General features: G+C 67.3%; 13 protein-coding genes. 9 read left to right on the top strand and 4 right to left on the bottom strand.

Annotated features, from left to right (window positions below; translation table 11 throughout):
- Positions 1-123 precede the first annotated feature (123 nt).
- The gene (locus MJ797_RS09800; RefSeq protein ID WP_239333919.1) at positions 124-921 is read right to left on the bottom strand and encodes a sigma-70 family RNA polymerase sigma factor; all 798 of its coding nucleotides are present in this window, start codon (positions 919-921) and stop codon (positions 124-126) included.
- A 459-nt stretch (positions 922-1,380) separates the two neighbouring features.
- On the opposite strand from MJ797_RS09800, the gene MJ797_RS09795 reads away from it, so the two are divergent.
- From MJ797_RS09795 to hemB, 6 genes are all read left to right on the top strand, one after another.
- Positions 1,381-1,662 carry a glutaredoxin family protein gene (locus MJ797_RS09795; RefSeq protein ID WP_239333917.1) on the top strand — a complete coding sequence of 94 codons (282 nt, stop codon included), beginning with the start codon at positions 1,381-1,383 and terminating at the stop codon, positions 1,660-1,662.
- A 206-nt stretch (positions 1,663-1,868) separates the two neighbouring features.
- Positions 1,869-2,735 (top strand): redox-sensing transcriptional repressor Rex, encoded by an 867-nt coding sequence (locus MJ797_RS09790; RefSeq protein ID WP_239333915.1) that lies wholly within the window; start codon positions 1,869-1,871, stop codon positions 2,733-2,735.
- Positions 2,732-4,198, top strand: coding sequence for a glutamyl-tRNA reductase (locus MJ797_RS09785; RefSeq protein WP_239333913.1), 1,467 nt, complete (start codon positions 2,732-2,734; stop codon positions 4,196-4,198). Before MJ797_RS09790 ends, MJ797_RS09785 begins: the two co-directional genes overlap by 4 nt.
- Complete coding sequence (gene hemC / locus MJ797_RS09780) at positions 4,195-5,247, top strand: hydroxymethylbilane synthase (protein WP_239333911.1); 1,053 nt, start codon at positions 4,195-4,197, stop codon at positions 5,245-5,247. Before MJ797_RS09785 ends, hemC begins: the two co-directional genes overlap by 4 nt.
- Before the next feature lie 2 nt (positions 5,248-5,249).
- The gene (locus MJ797_RS09775; protein ID WP_239333909.1) at positions 5,250-7,073 is read left to right on the top strand and encodes a uroporphyrinogen-III synthase; all 1,824 of its coding nucleotides are present in this window, start codon (positions 5,250-5,252) and stop codon (positions 7,071-7,073) included.
- Positions 7,070-8,095, top strand: a complete 1,026-nt coding sequence (hemB, locus tag MJ797_RS09770) for a porphobilinogen synthase (protein ID WP_374581869.1) — start codon at positions 7,070-7,072, stop codon at positions 8,093-8,095. The genes MJ797_RS09775 and hemB overlap by 4 nt, the downstream gene beginning before the upstream one ends.
- An 82-nt stretch (positions 8,096-8,177) precedes the next feature.
- Here hemB and MJ797_RS09765 read toward each other — a convergent pair whose 3' ends face one another.
- Genes MJ797_RS09765 through MJ797_RS09755 form a run of 3 tightly spaced genes read right to left on the bottom strand, consistent with a single transcriptional unit; the run spans position 8,178 to position 12,119 of the window.
- Positions 8,178-9,209: a PHB depolymerase family esterase gene (locus MJ797_RS09765; RefSeq protein ID WP_239333907.1), complete on the bottom strand. Its 1,032-nt coding sequence runs from the start codon at positions 9,207-9,209 to the stop codon at positions 8,178-8,180.
- Between the two features lie 19 nt (positions 9,210-9,228).
- A complete protein-coding gene (locus MJ797_RS09760) occupies positions 9,229-10,572 on the bottom strand; it encodes an acyltransferase (RefSeq protein ID WP_239333905.1) in 1,344 nt (447 codons plus the stop codon).
- Complete coding sequence (locus tag MJ797_RS09755) at positions 10,572-12,119, bottom strand: class I adenylate-forming enzyme family protein (RefSeq protein WP_239333903.1); 1,548 nt, start codon at positions 12,117-12,119, stop codon at positions 10,572-10,574. The genes MJ797_RS09760 and MJ797_RS09755 overlap by 1 nt, the downstream gene beginning before the upstream one ends.
- 255 nt (positions 12,120-12,374) lie before the next feature.
- Between MJ797_RS09755 and MJ797_RS09750 the strand changes: the two genes are divergently transcribed.
- From MJ797_RS09750 to MJ797_RS09740, 3 genes are all read left to right on the top strand, one after another.
- On the top strand, positions 12,375-13,178 hold the full coding sequence (locus MJ797_RS09750; protein ID WP_239333901.1) for a phosphosulfolactate synthase: 804 nt from the start codon (positions 12,375-12,377) through the stop codon (positions 13,176-13,178).
- Complete coding sequence (locus tag MJ797_RS09745) at positions 13,162-13,563, top strand: VOC family protein (protein WP_239333899.1); 402 nt, start codon at positions 13,162-13,164, stop codon at positions 13,561-13,563. The genes MJ797_RS09750 and MJ797_RS09745 overlap by 17 nt, the downstream gene beginning before the upstream one ends.
- Positions 13,564-14,319: 756 nt before the next feature.
- Positions 14,320-16,659 (top strand): serine/threonine-protein kinase, encoded by a 2,340-nt coding sequence (locus tag MJ797_RS09740; protein ID WP_239333897.1) that lies wholly within the window; start codon positions 14,320-14,322, stop codon positions 16,657-16,659.
- Positions 16,660-16,880: the final 221 nt, after the last annotated feature.

Genomic DNA, 16,880 nt, shown 5'->3' with positions numbered 1-16,880 from the left:
CCAGTCGCTCTTATATCCCTGTAGGCCCCGAGTATTCGATCGGGATGGGACAGCGGCCTTGGTGGATTGGGCGTTCCCGCCGGCTGTCGGATGCTTGACGAAACCGATCCGGCGGGGCCGGGCCTACGGGGTGGTATCCGCCGCGAAATAGCGGGCCAGGGATCGGACAGCCCGGTATTGAAGCGCCTTGATCGCGCCTTCGTTCTTGCTCATCGCCAATGCGGTCTCCCGTACGGAGAGCCCCTCCAGGAAGCGCAGCACGACGCATTCCCGCTGCTCGGGGTTGAGGGCCTGGACGGCGTCGATCAGCTCCCTGTTCGTGACGCCGGCGAGGACCGACTCCTCCGGCCCGGAGACGAGCTGTGTGTCCGCGGCTGCCAGGATGTCATCGGTGGGGAACTCCATGCGGGCCCGGCGTGACTTTTTGTGATCAATTATCAGGTTCCGGGCGATTGTGATGAACCAGGCGCCGATGTCGTGGCCCTGCCAGGTGAAGGTCCTGATGCCGCGCAGCGCGCGCAGAAACGTCTCGCTGACGATGTCCTCGGCCATCGCCCGGCTGCCGACCCGGTAGAACACATAGCGGAAGACCAGCTCCAGGTAGGAGTCATACAGCCGGCCGAAAGCCTCGTTGTCCCCCTCCTGCGCGCGGCGCACGAGATCGGTGATGTCCGTTTCTGGCCGCGGGGCATGCTGGGATGGCGGTGGATCGGCCAGCTCGGGGGCATGGTGCCCGCCATGGTGATCCGGGGATGCCGGCCGGATGCCGGACGGGCTGGCCGGTCCCCCCGCGGCTGAGCTGGCCCGTAGCGGCCCGCCCAGCATGGCCGCGTGCGGGGTGTTCGCCATCGACGAGATCTCGGCACGCAGCGCGGCCAGGCCGATGGGGCCGGGCGCAGGGCACGACCAGGACCGGTTCATGGCGGGGATCCGCGCATGAACCGCGGCGGGGCTTGTGGCCGTCCACGTCCCCGGTATGCCTGGGACAGGGCGGCGGGCATACTGGCTCCGAACGATCAACGAGGCTGAGTGAGGTAACGAGGCTGAGCGAGGTAGAGCGTGACCCGTTCAGGCCCGGGATCATCCGGACGCCCGTCGCATCGGGGCGGCCTGGCCGGAAAAGGCGCGATCATGGTTTTCTCGCGCCTCCGGCGACGACCATCAGGGACCCTGGACAGCCGAGTCTAGCTAACGATCCGGTACCAGGCGTGCATGGCAAGGTGAAGATGTGTGGTTGTCCCATGCGTCACGAGGAAGTGCCTTTGTGATTAGGCCGTGTTATTTGGAAAGATCAGCCTTGCTGGGGCGGGGCCTGACAGCCCGGGACCTGACAGCCGGAGTGGCGTTATGGGCCGGCGCGGCCCGAGCTGGTGCCCTGCCGTGAGCGGTCAGCGGGGAAGCGTCCGGGTCACCCTGGTGACCCGGGCCGGGTGCCATCTCTGTGAGGACGCGCGAATCGCGGTCGCTCGGGTGGCCGATGATGTCGGGGTCGGCTGGCAGGAGGTCGGTGTCGATACGCGGGCCGATCTGCTCGATGCTTACGGTGACCGGGTGCCGGTGATTCTTGTGGATGGCCGGGAGCACGGGTATTGGCGGGTCGAGGAGCCGCGTCTTCGGCGTGCGTTGACCGGCGGTCGCTGGGGATGGCCTTCCCGCGCATAGCCGTCGGCGATGTGCGGGCCCCGGGCCCGGTGGCGGGTCACCGGCTGGCTGAGCACAAGATCACATCAACTTCGTGAACGCCTTCACGAAGTCGTAAACTCACCCGGACAGTCGTCTACCGGCGTCGTTCGACCGTGAAGCACCGCGAGGGGCGGACGGCAGGCGTCGCCGGCAGCCGGGCGCCTCAAGCGGTGCGGGAGTCGTACATGACTGAGCTTCGCCGGGCAGTGTCGGCCGTCCGTGCTCGCTCGCCAGTGCCAGCGGCGACAGTCGCCAGACTTCCGCTCTACCTGCGGGTTCTTACCTCGCTCGCCGACCGGGGGGTGCATACGGTGTCGTCCGAGACGCTCGCTTCGGCGGCCGGCGTGACCTCGGCGAAGGTGCGTAAGGATCTGTCTCATCTTGGTTCGTACGGAACGCGTGGCGTCGGTTACGGCGTGGCTCTCCTCCTCGGCCGCATCGCCGCTGAGCTCGGCCTGACCGAGGACCGTTCGGTGCTGCTGGTCGGGGTCGGCAATCTCGGCCACGCGCTTGCGGGATACGGCGGGTTCCAGTCCCGGGGGTTTCGCGTGGTCGCGTTGCTTGACGTGGATCCCTGCCGGATCGGCGAATCGATCGGCGGCGTTGTGGTGAGTCCCCTCGACGAACTGGAGGCCCTCGTTGAGGGGAATCGGGTCACCATCGGCGTGATCTGCACACCGGCGGTCGCCGCGCAGGCTGTCTGTGACCGTCTCGTCGCCGCGGGGGTCACGAGCATCCTCAATTTCGCGCCGATCGTGCTGTCGGTACCGGTGGGAGTGGACGTGCGTAAGGTTGATCTTGCGGTGGAACTGCAGATTCTCTCGTTTCACGAGGCCCGGAAACGTCCCGTTTGCGCAACGGATGACCTTGCTGTAGAAGACGGCCTTGCTGTGAGGGACGACGTGGGCGCGCCCGTCAGCGGCGCCGACGGCCAGGGCGAGCCCGTCGATGCCCGGATCGCGGTCATGACCCGCACCCCCGCCGAGCCGACACCGCGGCGCACCCGCGCTGGTAGCCCGTTTGTGGGTACCACCGGAGGGGACGGAGCATGAGCCTGCTTGCCGTGGGGCTCAATCACCGGACGGCACCGACGTCCATTCTGGAGATGGCTGCCGTCACCGATGACGATGTCCCGAAGGTGCTCCGCGATCTGTGCCAGGCCGCGTGCATCGCCGAGGCCGTGGTGCTGTCGACCTGTAACCGCACCGAGATCTACGCCGAGGTGGAGACCTTCCACGGTGGCGTCGCGGACGTGTCCGACCAGCTCACCCGGATCACCGGGACAGAACTGTCGGATCTTGCTCCGCACCTGTACGTCCATCATGAGGCGCGGGCTGTGAGTCACCTGTTCTCGGTCGTCTGTGGCCTCGATTCGATGCTGGTGGGGGAGGCGCAGATCCTCGGGCAGGTGCGCGCGGCCTTCCGGGCGGCCCAGCTTGAGGCCAGCGCCGGAGCCACCCTCGGCGGTCTGTTCCAGACGGCGTTGCGCGTGGGCAAGCGTGCGCACAGCGAGACCGAGATCGGTTCGGCTGGAGCATCGATCGTCTCGGTGGGGATACACATGGCCGCGGCCGGGTGGCAGGCGATGGCGACCGTCCAGCCCGGCTTGGCGGGCGCGACGGGGAGCGCGTCGGCGCCCGGGCCCACGCTGGGTGCCGGGTCGCTGGATGCCGCGGATCGGGTGGCGCCGGCCGGCACGTTGCCCGTGATCGACGTGCCCGTGATCGACATGCCCGCGATCGACGCGCTTGCCGGCCGTCGGGTCCTGCTGGTGGGAGCGGGGGCCGTGGGATCTCTGGCTGCGGCGGTGGCGCGGCGGGCAGGCGCGGCCGATCTCGTGGTCGCGAACCGCACCCCGGCACGAGCTCGACGAATAGTCGAGGCCTACGCGGCTGAGCTGGTCGGGCTCACGCAGGTGGCGCTGGAGCTGGACCGGGCCGACCTGGTGATCACGTCGACAGGGGCGGCCGGGCTTATCCTGACCCGCCAGACGATCGCTGAGTCGATGGCCCGCAGGGGAGGGCGGCCGCTGGTTCTGCTGGACCTCGCTCTTCCCCGGGACGTCGACGTGACCGTTCGTGATCTTCCGGGCGTCACCCTGATCGATCTCGACACCCTGCGGACCGCCCTCGACGGGCGGCAGGTTGCCAGCGACGTCGAGTCGGTACGGGCGCTGGTGGCCTCCGAGGTCGGCGCCTATCTTGATCGATGTCGTGCGCATCGCGTCGCGCCGACTGTCGTGGCGCTTCGGGCGCAGGCCGCCGCTGTCGTCCGCGATGAGCTCGACCGGCTGCAGACCCGCCTGCCAGATCTTTCTCCCCGGGACCGGGCGCTGGTGGAGGGGACGGTGCGGCGCGTGGCGGACAAGCTGTTGCATGCGCCGACCGTGCGGGTGCAACAGCTCGCCGCCTCCCCTGGGGGCGACACCTATGCCGAGGCACTGCGTGAGCTGTTCGACCTCCCGCGGGAAGCGCCGGCCGTCGTATCCGCACCTGATCTACGAGAGGCACCATGACGAGCGGGAAGCTCCGGCCGGGTCGGACAGCGGGCGCTGGGCCCGTCCTGGGCGGCGATGGGCGGGGGGATGTGCTGCGGCTGGGCACGCGGGGCTCGGCGCTGGCCATCGCGCAGTCCGCCACGGTGGCGAGCTGGCTGCGGGAACGGCTGGGCCGCCAGGTCGAGCTGGTGCGCATCGTGACCGCTGGAGACAGCTCCCAGGAGGCGATCAGCCAGCTCGGCGGGACTGGCGTATTCGTGAGCGCGCTGCGCGAAGCGCTGGTGGACGGCAAGATTGATCTTGCTGTCCACTCGCTGAAGGATCTGCCGACGGCGACACCGGACGGACTTGTGATCGCGGCCGTTCCGCCGCGCGCGGATCCCCGTGATGTCATCGTCGCACCGAGCGGCCGGATGCTGGCCGAGTTCGGGCCCGGGACCAGGGTTGGTACCGGCTCGCCCCGGCGGGCGGCGCAGCTGCGGGCCCTCGGGCTCGGGCTGAATGTCGTCCCGATCCGAGGTAACGTCGATACCCGAATAAAGAAGGCGATCGACGGAGCGGTCGACGCGGTTGTGCTCGCCCATGCCGGGCTGGACCGGCTGGACCGGCTGGACGCGGTGACCGAGGTGCTGGATGCGGATGTGATGCTGCCAGCCGCTGGGCAGGGTGCGCTGGCGATCGAATGCGTGGGTGATCCTGACGCCCTTGACGGCATTGTCAATCGGGTTGACCTGTACCGACGTGAAGGCACTCTCGCCGAGCTGCTACGGTTTGCGCTGGACGACCCACTGTCGCGCACTGCTGTCGCTGCCGAGCGTGCTTATCTGGCTGCCATCGAGGCCGGTTGTAGCGCACCGGTCGGCGCTCTTGCCGACGTTGCGGTGACGCCCGATGGAGCAATGGCCGCCGGTGCCATCCGGCTACGGGCGGTGGTTGCGTCGCCGGAGGGGAACGGTGTTCTCCGGCGCGTGGTCACCGGGCCCGCTGACCACCCGGAGGCGCTGGGAGAGCGCCTCGCGGACGAGATGTTGTCCGCTGGAGCACAGACGTTGATGGGAAATTTCTGATCATGGCCACCCGCCGCACGAAGAAGCCCCTGATCCCAGTCGCTCTCGTTGGAGCCGGCCCGCGCGATCCTGGCCTGCTGACCGTTCTCGCCACGGAGACGCTGGCCGCCGCCGATTCGGTCATCGTTGATCCCGATGTCGCTGCCGAGATCGTCGCGGAGCTTCCCGGCGAGGTGCTGCGTATCGGCGATTCCGCACCGGTGAAACCAATCATGGACGCGGACGCGGCAACCGTCGCGGTCGTCGCGCGGGCCCGGGCGGGGGAACGGGTCGTCCGGCTGTACGCGTCGGATCCATGGCTCACCGGGATCGGTGCTGCCGACGCGCAGGCGCTGGCCAAGGCCAAGATTCCCTTCCGGGTGGTGCCCGGGATCCTGACCGGCGCCGCGGTCGCCGCCTACTCGGGGGTTGCCCCCGGGCTTCCGGTCACCTTCGCGAGCACGGCGGGAGTGTTCTCCGCCAGCGGGGTGCAGCCGACCATCGCCCCGTCGGCGGACACCCCGGGTATCGCGTTGGGCGCGGCGACGTACGGGGCCAGCCGCCTCGGCGGGCGTGGCCTGGCCGACCTGGGTGGTTCCGGCGTGGGCGCAACGGCGCTCGGAGGTCCGGGCCTGACGGCGCCACCGCTGGGCGCGTCGCTCGGTCTCGGCGGGATCGGCGCGGGCCTGGGGCCCACGGGCGCGCCCGGCGCGAGCATCGACTGGGTCTCCCTCGCGCAGGCACCCGGCACCCTGGTGATGACGGCGGTCTCGAACGAGGTCGGCAAGGTCGCGGCGGCCCTTGTCGAGCAGGGCCGACCGGGCGACACACCCGTCGCTGTGACGGTGGACGGCACCACCACCGACCAGCGGACGGTTTCCTCGACGCTGGACCGGATCGAGGCCGATGCGGCGCCCGTCATCGCGAACGCGCCCTGTGTCGTGATGGCGATCGGGGCCGCGGTCGCGGCCCGGGGCAAGCTGTCCTGGTGGGAGTCGCGGGCGCTGTTCGGCTGGACGGTTCTGGTGCCGCGGACCAAGGAGCAGGCGGCCATCCTTTCGGATCTGTTGCGCTCGCACGGCGCGAGCCCGCTGGAGGTGCCGACGATCGCGGTGGAACCACCGCGGACAGCCGCCCCGATGGAGCGCGCGATCACCGGCCTGGTGTCCGGCCGTTACCAGTGGGTCGCCTTCACCTCTGTCAACGCGGTCCGTGCCGTACAGGAGAAGGTCGAGGAACGCAGCCTGGACGCCCGCGCGTTTGCCGGTGTCAAGGTGGCCGCGATCGGTGAGGCGACCGCGGACGCGCTGCGTGCCTTCGGCATCCGGCCAGATCTTGTTCCTTCCGGCCAGCAGTCCAGTGAGGGGCTGCTGGCGGACTGGCCCGAGTACGACGACGTGTTCGACCCGCTCGACCGGGTGCTGCTGCCCCGGGCCGACATCGCTACCGAGACGCTGGTCGCGGGTCTGAAGGACCGAGGCTGGAACGTCGACGACGTCACGGCCTACCGCACGGTGCGCGCCGCGCCGCCGCCGGCTCCGATCAGGGAGGCGCTCAAGGGCGGCCGGGTGGATGCCGTGGTGTTCACGTCCTCCTCGACCGTGCGCAACCTGGTCGGGATCGCCGGCAAGCCGCACGAGACCACCGTGATCGCGGTGATCGGGCCGCAGACCGCGGCCACCGCGTCCGAGCTGGGTCTGCGGGTTGACGTCCAGGCGGCGGAGGCGACCATCCCGTCGCTGGTGCAGGCGCTGGCGGACTTCGCCGCCGAGCACCGTGAGGAACTGGGTAAGGTCGGTCCGCTCGCCGCCCGGCTGCCCAAGGCCCGGCGTGGTTCCCGGCGGTGACCGGGCTGCCGGGCACCGCTGATCATATCGTTGGTGATCGCGTCGCCTTCCCGCTGGCCCGGTCCCGCCGGCTGCGCCGCGGCGCGGCCCTGCGCCGGTTGGTGTCCGATGTGCGGCTGCATCCGGCTGACCTCGTGCTTCCGCTGTTTGTCAAGGAGGGCATCGACGCCCCGACGCCCATCGCCTCGATGCCTGGTGTCGTGCAGCACACCCGGGAGTCGCTGCGCAAGGCCGCGTCCGAGGCGGCTCGGGCCGGCGTCGGCGGGCTGATCCTCTTCGGCATCCCCGCGAACAAGGACGGGCGCGGTTCGGCCGCGGATGATCCGTCTGGCATCGTGCAGCTGGCCCTTGCCGATCTTGTAGTGGAGGTCGGTGGCGACGTTGTGATCATGACGGACCTGTGCCTGGACGAGTACACCGACCACGGCCACTGCGGTCTGCTGACCGAGAACGGCGACGTCGACAACGACGCCACCCTGGCGCGGTACGGCTCGATCGCACTGGCTCAGGCCCGTGCGGGTGCTGAGGTGGTCGCGCCGAGCGGGATGATGGACGGCCAGGTGGGCGCGATCCGCCTGGCACTCGACGCGGGCGGGTACGCGGAGATACCGATCCTTTCCTACTCGGCGAAGTACGCCTCGGCCTTCTACGGCCCGTTCCGCGATGCGGCCGAGTGCACGCCGCGCTTCGGGGACCGCGCCGGCTACCAGCAGGACCCGGCCCGCTCGGTCGGTGAGGCACTGCGCGAAGTCGCCCTCGACCTCACCGAGGGCGCGGACGCCGTGATGGTGAAGCCGGCGTTGGCCTATCTCGATGTCGTGGCGGCGGTCGCCGCCGCTGTGGACGTGCCGGTTGCCGCCTATCAGGTGTCTGGCGAGTACGCGATGGTCGAGGCCGCGGCGGCGAACGGCTGGATCGACCGGGAGCGCGCCATCACCGAGACATTGACGGCTGTCCGCCGGGCGGGCGCGGACATCATCCTGACGTACTGGGCGACCGAGGTGGCCCGGCGCCTGCGCTGATCCGTCCGGGCCTGCTCCTGCCGGCTCCCACAGTCCCAGGGCGTGCGGCCTGAGTACGTGCCCGATGTCCGTCGAGCCGCAGTCACCCTGGTCCGTGGGTGGCGCGAGCGACCGTGGCGGCGGGTGGGTCTGGCGGGGCCGGTACGTCCGGCAGACCGGTGAAGAAGTCCCAGATGACGGTGGCGGCGCTGGCCGCGGCCGCTACCCGCGGCTGAGCCGGCCAGGCATGCGGTAGATCGTGATAAATGACGGTGGCAACCGCGGTATGGTTCCGGCATTCGCGCCATGTCCGGATCTCGGCCGGGCCCACTCGGCCTGTCGTCGTCGGCCGTGCCGGGCAGCCGTCCCGATCATGCCAGAGCTGGACGGCCGCGGCCACCGACATCAGCGGTGGCCGGGTCAGCCGCGTTCCCTGGTAGGGAAGCACCTGGTCGGCGGTGCCGGCGGCGAGCAGCACCGACACCGCGCCCCCCTGCGCGCACGGCACCAGCGGGACCGCTCCGTAGGTCGCGATCCCGGCGAACGCCGCAGGGTCCTCACAGGCCATCCGGAGGGCGAGCTTCCCACCGTTGCTGTAGCCGACCAGGTAGATACGGTTCGTGTCGATCTGCTCTCCGTGGAGCACCGCGGCAACCACGTTGTGCACGAAGGCCGGGTCGTCCGGCCGTGAACGGCCCGCCGTTCCGCAACAATCGCCGCCGGCGTTCCAGGACAGGCCGAGGCCCGTGGGTACGGCAAGGATGGCGCGGCCTTCGGCCACGAGCGGGGCGAGCCCACTCAACGACACCATCGCGGCTGGCGTCAGCCCGCGGCCGTGCAGAAGTATTACCAAGGGCAGTCGGCCAACGGATTGAACCGGCCGCAGCAACAGGTAGATGCGTCGCAACCCGTTTACCGTGATCGTTCTTGTGCTCTGGTTCATCAGCGTCTGGGCGGCGGTTCTGACGGTGCCGGTTTCACGTCGTGACGGCGAAGGCGACTGGCTGGACGCGGCCGAGATGGTTATCGTGGCCGGTTCTGTGTGGCCCGCACGGGCGATGAGTTCTGTCAGCGTCACGAAGAGCAGCATCGCTGCCAGGGTGGCCAGGAGGAGTTTCTTGCGCCGGAAGGTCATCGTCCGGCCGGGCCGGCTGTTACTGATCGGAGGATCGGATCGCGGGCGCGAGAGAACGTGGTCGCCTCGATGCCGTTGGTGCGGGAACCGATGGCCGCTTCGCGTCGGTCTTCGCGTCGGTGCGCCTTGGCCGTCGCCGGGGCCGTCCGGATACCGCCAGGCTCAGCGGCGTGGGCCGGCAGAGCGCAACCACCGCCGCCGACAGGAACAGCGTCGCTGACATCGCCGACATGGTCGACCACGGCGGGGGAAGCGTGCGGGGAAGAAGGACCAGCACACCCGGCAGGATGGCCGGATGGACGAGATAGATGCCGAAGGACAGCTCCGAACCCCTGCGCATGAGCGAGTCCAGACGTCCTGGCCGCCGTTTGCGTTCCCATATCGCGCCCAGGGCGAACAGGGCCATGATGCTCGTTATCCCCCATGGCACCATAATGGGCTGAAAGACCGATGCGGCGTCAAATGGTGCTTGTCCATGGTGCCGTGCGATCGTGTACCAGAGCTCGGCGGCGCCCGCGGCCAGCGCCGCGCTCAGCATCGTGAGCACGATGTGCCGGCTCATCCTGTCACGGAAGCGATCGCCGTGGACCGCGGCCAGCGCACCGGCGACGAGCCAGAACTGGTACATCGCGAACAGCTCGTGGCAGTGCTGTTCCAGTATGCCGGCCACCCCGGGCCACGGCCGGCCGTAGTGGACCTCCGCCAGAGTCGCGATCTGGAGCAGCGCGCTTCCTGCCAGTAGCTGCCAGTGGTACCCGGCGGTGCGGCGCACAAGACGCGCCAGCAGCGGGTACAGCAGGTACACCTGCAGCGTCACCAGTAGGAAGTACATGTGATACCAGGCATCACCGGTGATTAAGTCGTAGCCGAGAGTGCGTGCGGAGGCGGATATCTGACCGTCGGCAAGTTGCCGTAACAGCACCGGGCTGGCATAGGCGACGGTCCAGACCACATAGGGCACCCCGACGAGCAGGAAACGGCGCCGCCAGAACCGGCCCAACGCGAGCGGCCGGCCGTAATGGGTGTGGAACAGCACGAAGGTGGTGAGGAAGAAGAACGCCTCACGGGTGAAGTGCAGCAGCATGAGCGCCGCGTTGCCGCCGACGCTCTGGAACGGGTTCGTGCCGCCCGTCGTGTGGACGCCGATCACCGCGACAAAGGTCAGCAGACGGACCAGGTCGACGTCGTGAAGATGCGCCGGCCGGCTGGCGGCGGCTGTACCGCCGATCAGTGGCCCTGGTTCCGCTGCCCCTGCCCCTGGTTCTGTTGGGGCCGCTTCCGCTCCCGCTGGGGCCGTTCGGGGCCGGTGGACGGTGTCCGGCGCGGGGGCGGCCCGTACCGGGCTGGATGTCGCTGTCGTCATCAGAGTCCGTTCGTACAGCCGAGCCGGTCGCGCAGCCGTCGGCTCCCATCGAGGCGGTTGCCGGCGAGCCGCCGCATCACCTTGCCGGTGGGCCCGACCGGCAGCGCGTCGACGAGGTCGATGGTGACAGGACGTTTGAAACGGTCCAGCGCCGACTCACAGCGGGCGGCCAAGTCGGCGGCGAGGCTCTCGTCGACCCCGGCGGCCGGTACCACCAGCGCCACCGGCGTCTGTCCGAGGACCGGATCGGGGCGGCCGACAACCACGGCCGCGCTGACTCGGGGATCGGCCAAGAGGACTTCCTCGACCTCCCGCGGGAAGATTTTCTCGCCACCTCTGTTGATCACATCGTCGCTGCGGCCGACCAGGAACAGGTACCGATCTGTGTCGAGGTACCCCAGGTCGCCGGTATCCAGCCAACCGTGGACGTCGATCCGTTCGTTGCCCGCCTCGCCCACATACGCTCTGATCACTCCCGCGCCGCGGATCTGGACGTGACCGGTGACGCCCGCGGGGCATTCCTGCCCGTCCTCGTCGACCACGCGTACCTCGGTGGCGACCGGTAGCCCGACCGAGCCGGCCTTGCGCACTCCCCGCAGCGGATTGGCCGTTATCTGGCTGGCGGCCTCGGTCATGCCATAGGTCTCCAGCACCTCGATGCCGGTGGCCTGCTCGAACGCGTGCAGCACCGCGACAGGCAACGCAGCCGACGCGGACCGGACAAAACGCACCCTGGTCGAACGCGCCTGCCCGGCATCCGGATCACGGGCGAGGATCGTCACCATGGCCGGCACGGCGTTGATCCAGGTCACGTTGTGCTCGACGATCCGCCGCCAGAATCCCCGCCGGTGGAAGCGCGTGTCCAGCACCATCGCGCCGCCCGCGACCAGGGTGGCGAGCAGCCCCACCACCTCGGCGTTGACGTGGAACAGAGGCAGCGGGCAGAAACCGATGTCGGCACGGGTGAGGGCGTGGTGGCCGGCCACCGCGTGCGCGACGTGGCTGAGCTGCGCCTCAGCCAGGAAGATCTGTTTGGCGGTACCCGTGGTGCCTGAGGTGGACAACAGCACACCACCGTCACCCGCCGGAGCCACACCATGGTAGCCGGTCCGAGCTGGGCGCGGGGCGATCTGATGGACGCCGGCCGCCGGGGGCAGGCCCCGGTCTGTGACCACCGCGGCGGGCCGGGCCAGGGCAAGTATCCGCCGCAGCTCCGCCGGGGGAGCGCTCGGGCTCAGCGGGACGGCGTGGCGCCCGCTGGTGATGGCCGCGAGGTAGGCGGTGGCGAAGTCCACCGGGTCGGAGACGGCGATCGCCACCCGCTGCCCAGGCCGACAGCCGGCGCGGTCGAGTTCCGACCACCAGTCACGTATCGTCGTGTTGAGTTCACCGTAGCGCATGCTGCGGCCACTGCCCGCATCCGTGAGAAAGACGCGATGGGGATGATCTCGGCTGCGAGCCTCCACCAGATCGATCATGCGGTGGCGGCCCGCGGACGACCGCTTTTCTGGATCCATCGAACGAGGATTGCCAAGGACAGCAGGCACGCTCGCATCCTTCTCGAACAACGTTAACGAAACCCCGGAACTCGATGAGAGCTTACTAAGCGATCCGTCGACAGGTCATGATTACCCGACTGGTAGGATTACGCTGCCTATCCGATCTTTTCAGCAAGCTCACAGGCGGCGTTAAAGACGTTTTCATGTGGTGGGAGAAGGGTGGGGTGGCATTTGGTGCGCGTGGTGATTTCGCCCCGCCTGCCGGATCCCCGATCGGCGAGTACCGCTCCAGGAGGCCGCAGTATGATCATCAGTGCTCTCGCGCTGCCCGCGCGCCAGTCGAAACCGCGTTCCCGTGGAATTACCTCGGTGATCGACAATGGCCTGCCAACCGGCTACTTCTGTGATGCCCTTGTCAGCTTTAGTGATCATATTGACCTCGTGAAGTTCGGCTGGGGCACCTCGCTCGTGACAGCCGGCCTCGCAGACAAGATCAATTGTCTGCGCGCTCTGGGTATCGATTTCCTCTTCGGTGGCACCCTGTTCGAAAAGCATATTCTGCAGAACCGTTTTGACGATTTCCGGGGACTGTGCCACGACCAGGGCTGCCGGTATGTGGAGGTGTCGAACGGGACGATCGACCTTGGCGTCGAGGAGAAAGCGAGTTACGTTTCCAAGCTCGCCGACGAGTTCATCGTGCTGAGCGAGGTCGGGTTCAAGGACGCCGAACGTTCCGAGCGCCAGTCACCGTCCCGGTGGATCGCGGCGATCCGGACCGATCTGCATGCCGGCGCTCATCTGGTGATTCTGGAAGCCCGCGAGAGCGGCACCAGCGGCATCTGCCGGCCAGACGGGCAGCTGCGGTTCGGCCTGATCGAGGACATCCTGGATTCCGACGTGCCAGTGGATCGACTTGTCTTCGAGGCTCCCACCAAGATGCTGCAGACCCACTTCATCCGCCGGGTCGGTCCGGAGGCCAATCTCGGGAACGTACACGCGGCCGACATCGTGGGCCTGGAGACGCTGCGGCTCGGGCTCCGGTCGGACACGCTGCTGGCCTTCGAGCCGGCGGGCGAACAGGGAGCGAACCGTGCGGAACACCGCTGATACCTTTCACCTCGCCATACCCGTGACAGACCTGGCGCTGGCCGAGCGGTTCTACGTCGATCTGCTCGGCTGCCGGCTCGCCCGCCGCTATGCCGACCGGATCACGCTTGACTTCTTCGGCGACCAGCTTGTCTGCCACCTCAGCCCCGACTATGAACCGGGCGAGCTGGCGTTGTACCCGCGCCATTTCGGCGTGACATTCCGGGACGGTGCCGACTTCGACGCGCTCCTGCGCCTGATCGAACTGCGCAAGGTGCCGGTCTTCCAGCGCGAACAGGTACGTTTCGCCGGGCTGGTCGAAGAGCATCGGACCGTGGTGCTGCGCGACCCTGCGGACAACCTGCTTGAGTTCAAACATTATGTTGACCCGCGGATGATGTACTGATCCTCAGGGCGTGTTTGAGATCGGACTTTCGATCGGTGAGCCACGTCCAGACGCCTCCTGGCAAGGCGGAAGGCCGAAGCGATACCGGATGAGTTGTATCGGTTTGGCCGACAACGCAGCCAGGGGGCACCTGGACGCGGCGAGCCGGAATGACGATCTCAAACGCGCTCTCAGGAGGGCGTGTCGTTGGCTTTTGTCACACTAAATTGATCATGATCACTGGCTGCGCCTGACGGCGGGCATACCTCGGCGGGCTGCGTTGCCAGCCGGTCTGTTGCCCGTGCCCGCCATCATGGTGGCGTGTCGCGTTCTGTTACGGTCCGCGGTCCGTACGCCGGATCGTTTCGGATCGTGTGGAGCGGGGTCTGGTGACGTGGACGGGCACGGTGCTACCGCTGTTCGCGGGACACCAATAGCGCTCGCCGACGGTGAGAAGGCAGGCTGAAGTGGCCGCGAAGTTGCGGCATCGGGACACTCCTCCCATCACCCGTACGTTCGGACCTCGCTTCCCACCCACGTAGTCGAGCGCGTACTGTGCTAAGCGTGTCAGATCATTCGCCTTCTGCCGGCGGTATGAGGCTCGACGACGATTTTCGGTACGTGCATGGACCAGTCGTCGGTGATTCGATCATGTCAAGCCTGCACCATCGGGCACTCTCCACGAGCTTGCGGGAGCGGATTCACCGCTCCGACGGGGGCGCGTTCCTGATAGCCGGATTCCGGGGCGCCGGGAAGACTACCCTGGTGCGATCATGCGTGCGGGAGTTGGTTGACCAAACGGCGGGGCGCCGTTACCTGCCGGTTTTCCTTAACATCGCGCGGCCGATGAGTACCGAGGAGTTCTTGTTCTCAGTAATCCGTAGAGTGGTGGAAAGCCTGGACGACAGCGGGCTGCTGGTCACTCTACCGGCAGCTGTACGGAACTCGGTGTTGCTCGCATATGCACGAACGTCGTTGTCGTTGACTTCCCGGGCGAGTGAAGATCGTGAGGTTGCGCGATCGATCGGCGTGGGAGCCGCCGTGCAGTTCGCCGGCCTGACACCGAAGCTGGAGCGTGGCACCAAGACCACCCGGTCGCTGGCGACGGAAGCATCGTTTCTTACCTACAGCGGCGCCGATGTAGAACATGACTTCCTGCGGATCGTAGAGCTGCTGGGCAGCGTGGGCAGCGGCGGGTTCGGCCCGGCCCTGCGCCGCGCGCAGCCAGTCCGCTTCCGCCGCCGCAGGCGTGGCATTGCTGCCCTTCCGATCCACGTGGTCGTCGTCCTGGACGAGCTGGACAAACTCACGAGCAGCGAGGATGGACGGGTCAGCCTGCATGCGGTGCTGACAGCATTCAAGAATGTGTTGACCGCTCCTGGGGTACACTTTGTTTTTGTGGCTGGCGTAGACTTACTTGATCAAGCTGTTGCTGACAGTAGATCCGGTATCGGAATCTACGAGAGTGTCTTTTCGTGGACTGCCTACGTTCCGTGCCTCTGGCAGGCCGCTTCCGCTCTTGTCGGTGAACTGATCCGTAGCCCGGGCCGCGGCAGGATGGTCGACACCCAGATTTTCGAACTGATTTGTGATTACCTCGAGTACAAGGGGCGCGGTGTCCCGCGGCGGCTCACCCAGGAACTGTACAGCCTCCTCGCATGGGATAACGGTACCCCCTACATCAGAATCTCGTCGAATGATATGAATCGCTTCGCCCTGTATGCGGAGCTGGCCGAGATCCTGGCAGGTCTGCTTGGCCGACAGCGCGGTCAAGGCCGCACCATCGAGGAAGACCAGTTCCGGCTCGGTGCGTATTACGTCACTGACTGGGTTCTACGCAGTGAAGGCGGGGCGTTCAAAGCCGAGGATGTGGTCAGGGGTGAGCGTGCGTTGTCGCCCTTGCTTTCGCTAACGTCGGCCCGAGCCGACCTGGTGCTGCGGCATCTGGTACGTCATGGCGTAATCGAGTCGCTTGCAGATCTACGGGATGGTGCAACACTTCTTGGCGGTATTACCCGGACGCCGAGTTATCGGCTGAGTGCGGAGATGCGCCGTCGGCTTCTGCGAATTGCACGAAGCAGCGAACGAGAAAGTGTAGAGCTTCTCGGTGTTCCACTGCCTGCTGATGTGCGGCCTACCCCCCGTCATCCAGGAGGTCCTCGCGTTTACGCTACCTCAGACACGACGATGGTCGGCTTGGCAGCGCCGCCGGCTGGAACCGGCAGTGACCGTGTGGACTTCCGCGTTCCTCGTGCTCAGCGGTTGATGGCGGGCGGGCGGTACGAGCTTCTTGACATCATCGGTGCCGGCGGAATGGGGACTGTCTTCGCCGCGGTGGACACCAGGACCGGGTTGCGGCGTGCCATCAAGGTACTGGATGCGCCGGTGGCCGAAGGAGAGGCTCAGGCACGCTTCCGCCGAGAAGCGCAGATCGCGCTGCGGCTGCGACACCGTAACGTGGTTCGTACCTACGAGCTATTACAAGAAGCCGATGGTCGGCTTGGCATTGTCATGGACTTGGTCGAGGGTTCCAGCCTGAGCCGGCAGACCGGCGAGAGCCGGCCGGACGGCGCTACGGCCGTGCGCTTGGCAGCGTCAATATTAGAGGGGGTAAAATACCTGCACGAACTGGGGATTGTTCGATTGGATGTGAAGCCGAACAACGTCATCGTAGACACTTTCGGCGAGCCAATAATGATCGACTTTGGGGTGGCCCGACATATCGTGGACCCTGGCGGATCAACTGACGAAGAATTCTCGACGATGGTTCCGGGCCTGCCTATCGGGACGCCGGCCTACATGTCGCCCGAACAGATTCGGGGCGAACGGATCGACCATCGAACCGACATCTACTCTCTTGGAAAGGTACTGTACGTACTCCTCGGCGGGCGAGAAAACCCGGATGAAGATGTTCCGACAAGACTCTACCGTGCTCTTACCCAGGATCTCGAGACGTCTGTCCTCGAGTGTTCATCAGAGCTGGCCCGGGTTGTTTCTAAAGCGACCGCACGAGACCCGGAGCAGCGGTTTCAGAACGCAGCTCAAGCGCGGTTGGCCTTGCTTGCCGTCCCTGAGACACGTGGACTCGACTGGCATTTGGAGCGGTCCGCCAACTGACTCGCCTCCGCGGACATCGCTGCGTGTGTGCTCCGGCCTTGATCTTTCGCTGGGGTGGCGGACTCGTCCCCTTGATCACAATCCAGCCATTCTGGCCATGTTCTCCTGGTCATGAACACAGCTGCGGCTGTCGTGGCGCCGGGCGCCGGGTGGGCTGCGCCCCTGTCGTCGGGCCGGCGTGGTGGAGCCCATGGCGACCGGGCTAATATTCGCAGCTTGCA

The sequence above is a fragment of the Protofrankia sp. CiP3 genome (assembly GCF_917627345.1).
Classification (GTDB): Bacteria; Actinomycetota; Actinomycetes; order Frankiales; family Frankiaceae; genus Protofrankia.
Note: the sequence above shows the minus strand (reverse complement) of the source record. Positions and strands in the feature narration are given on the sequence as shown.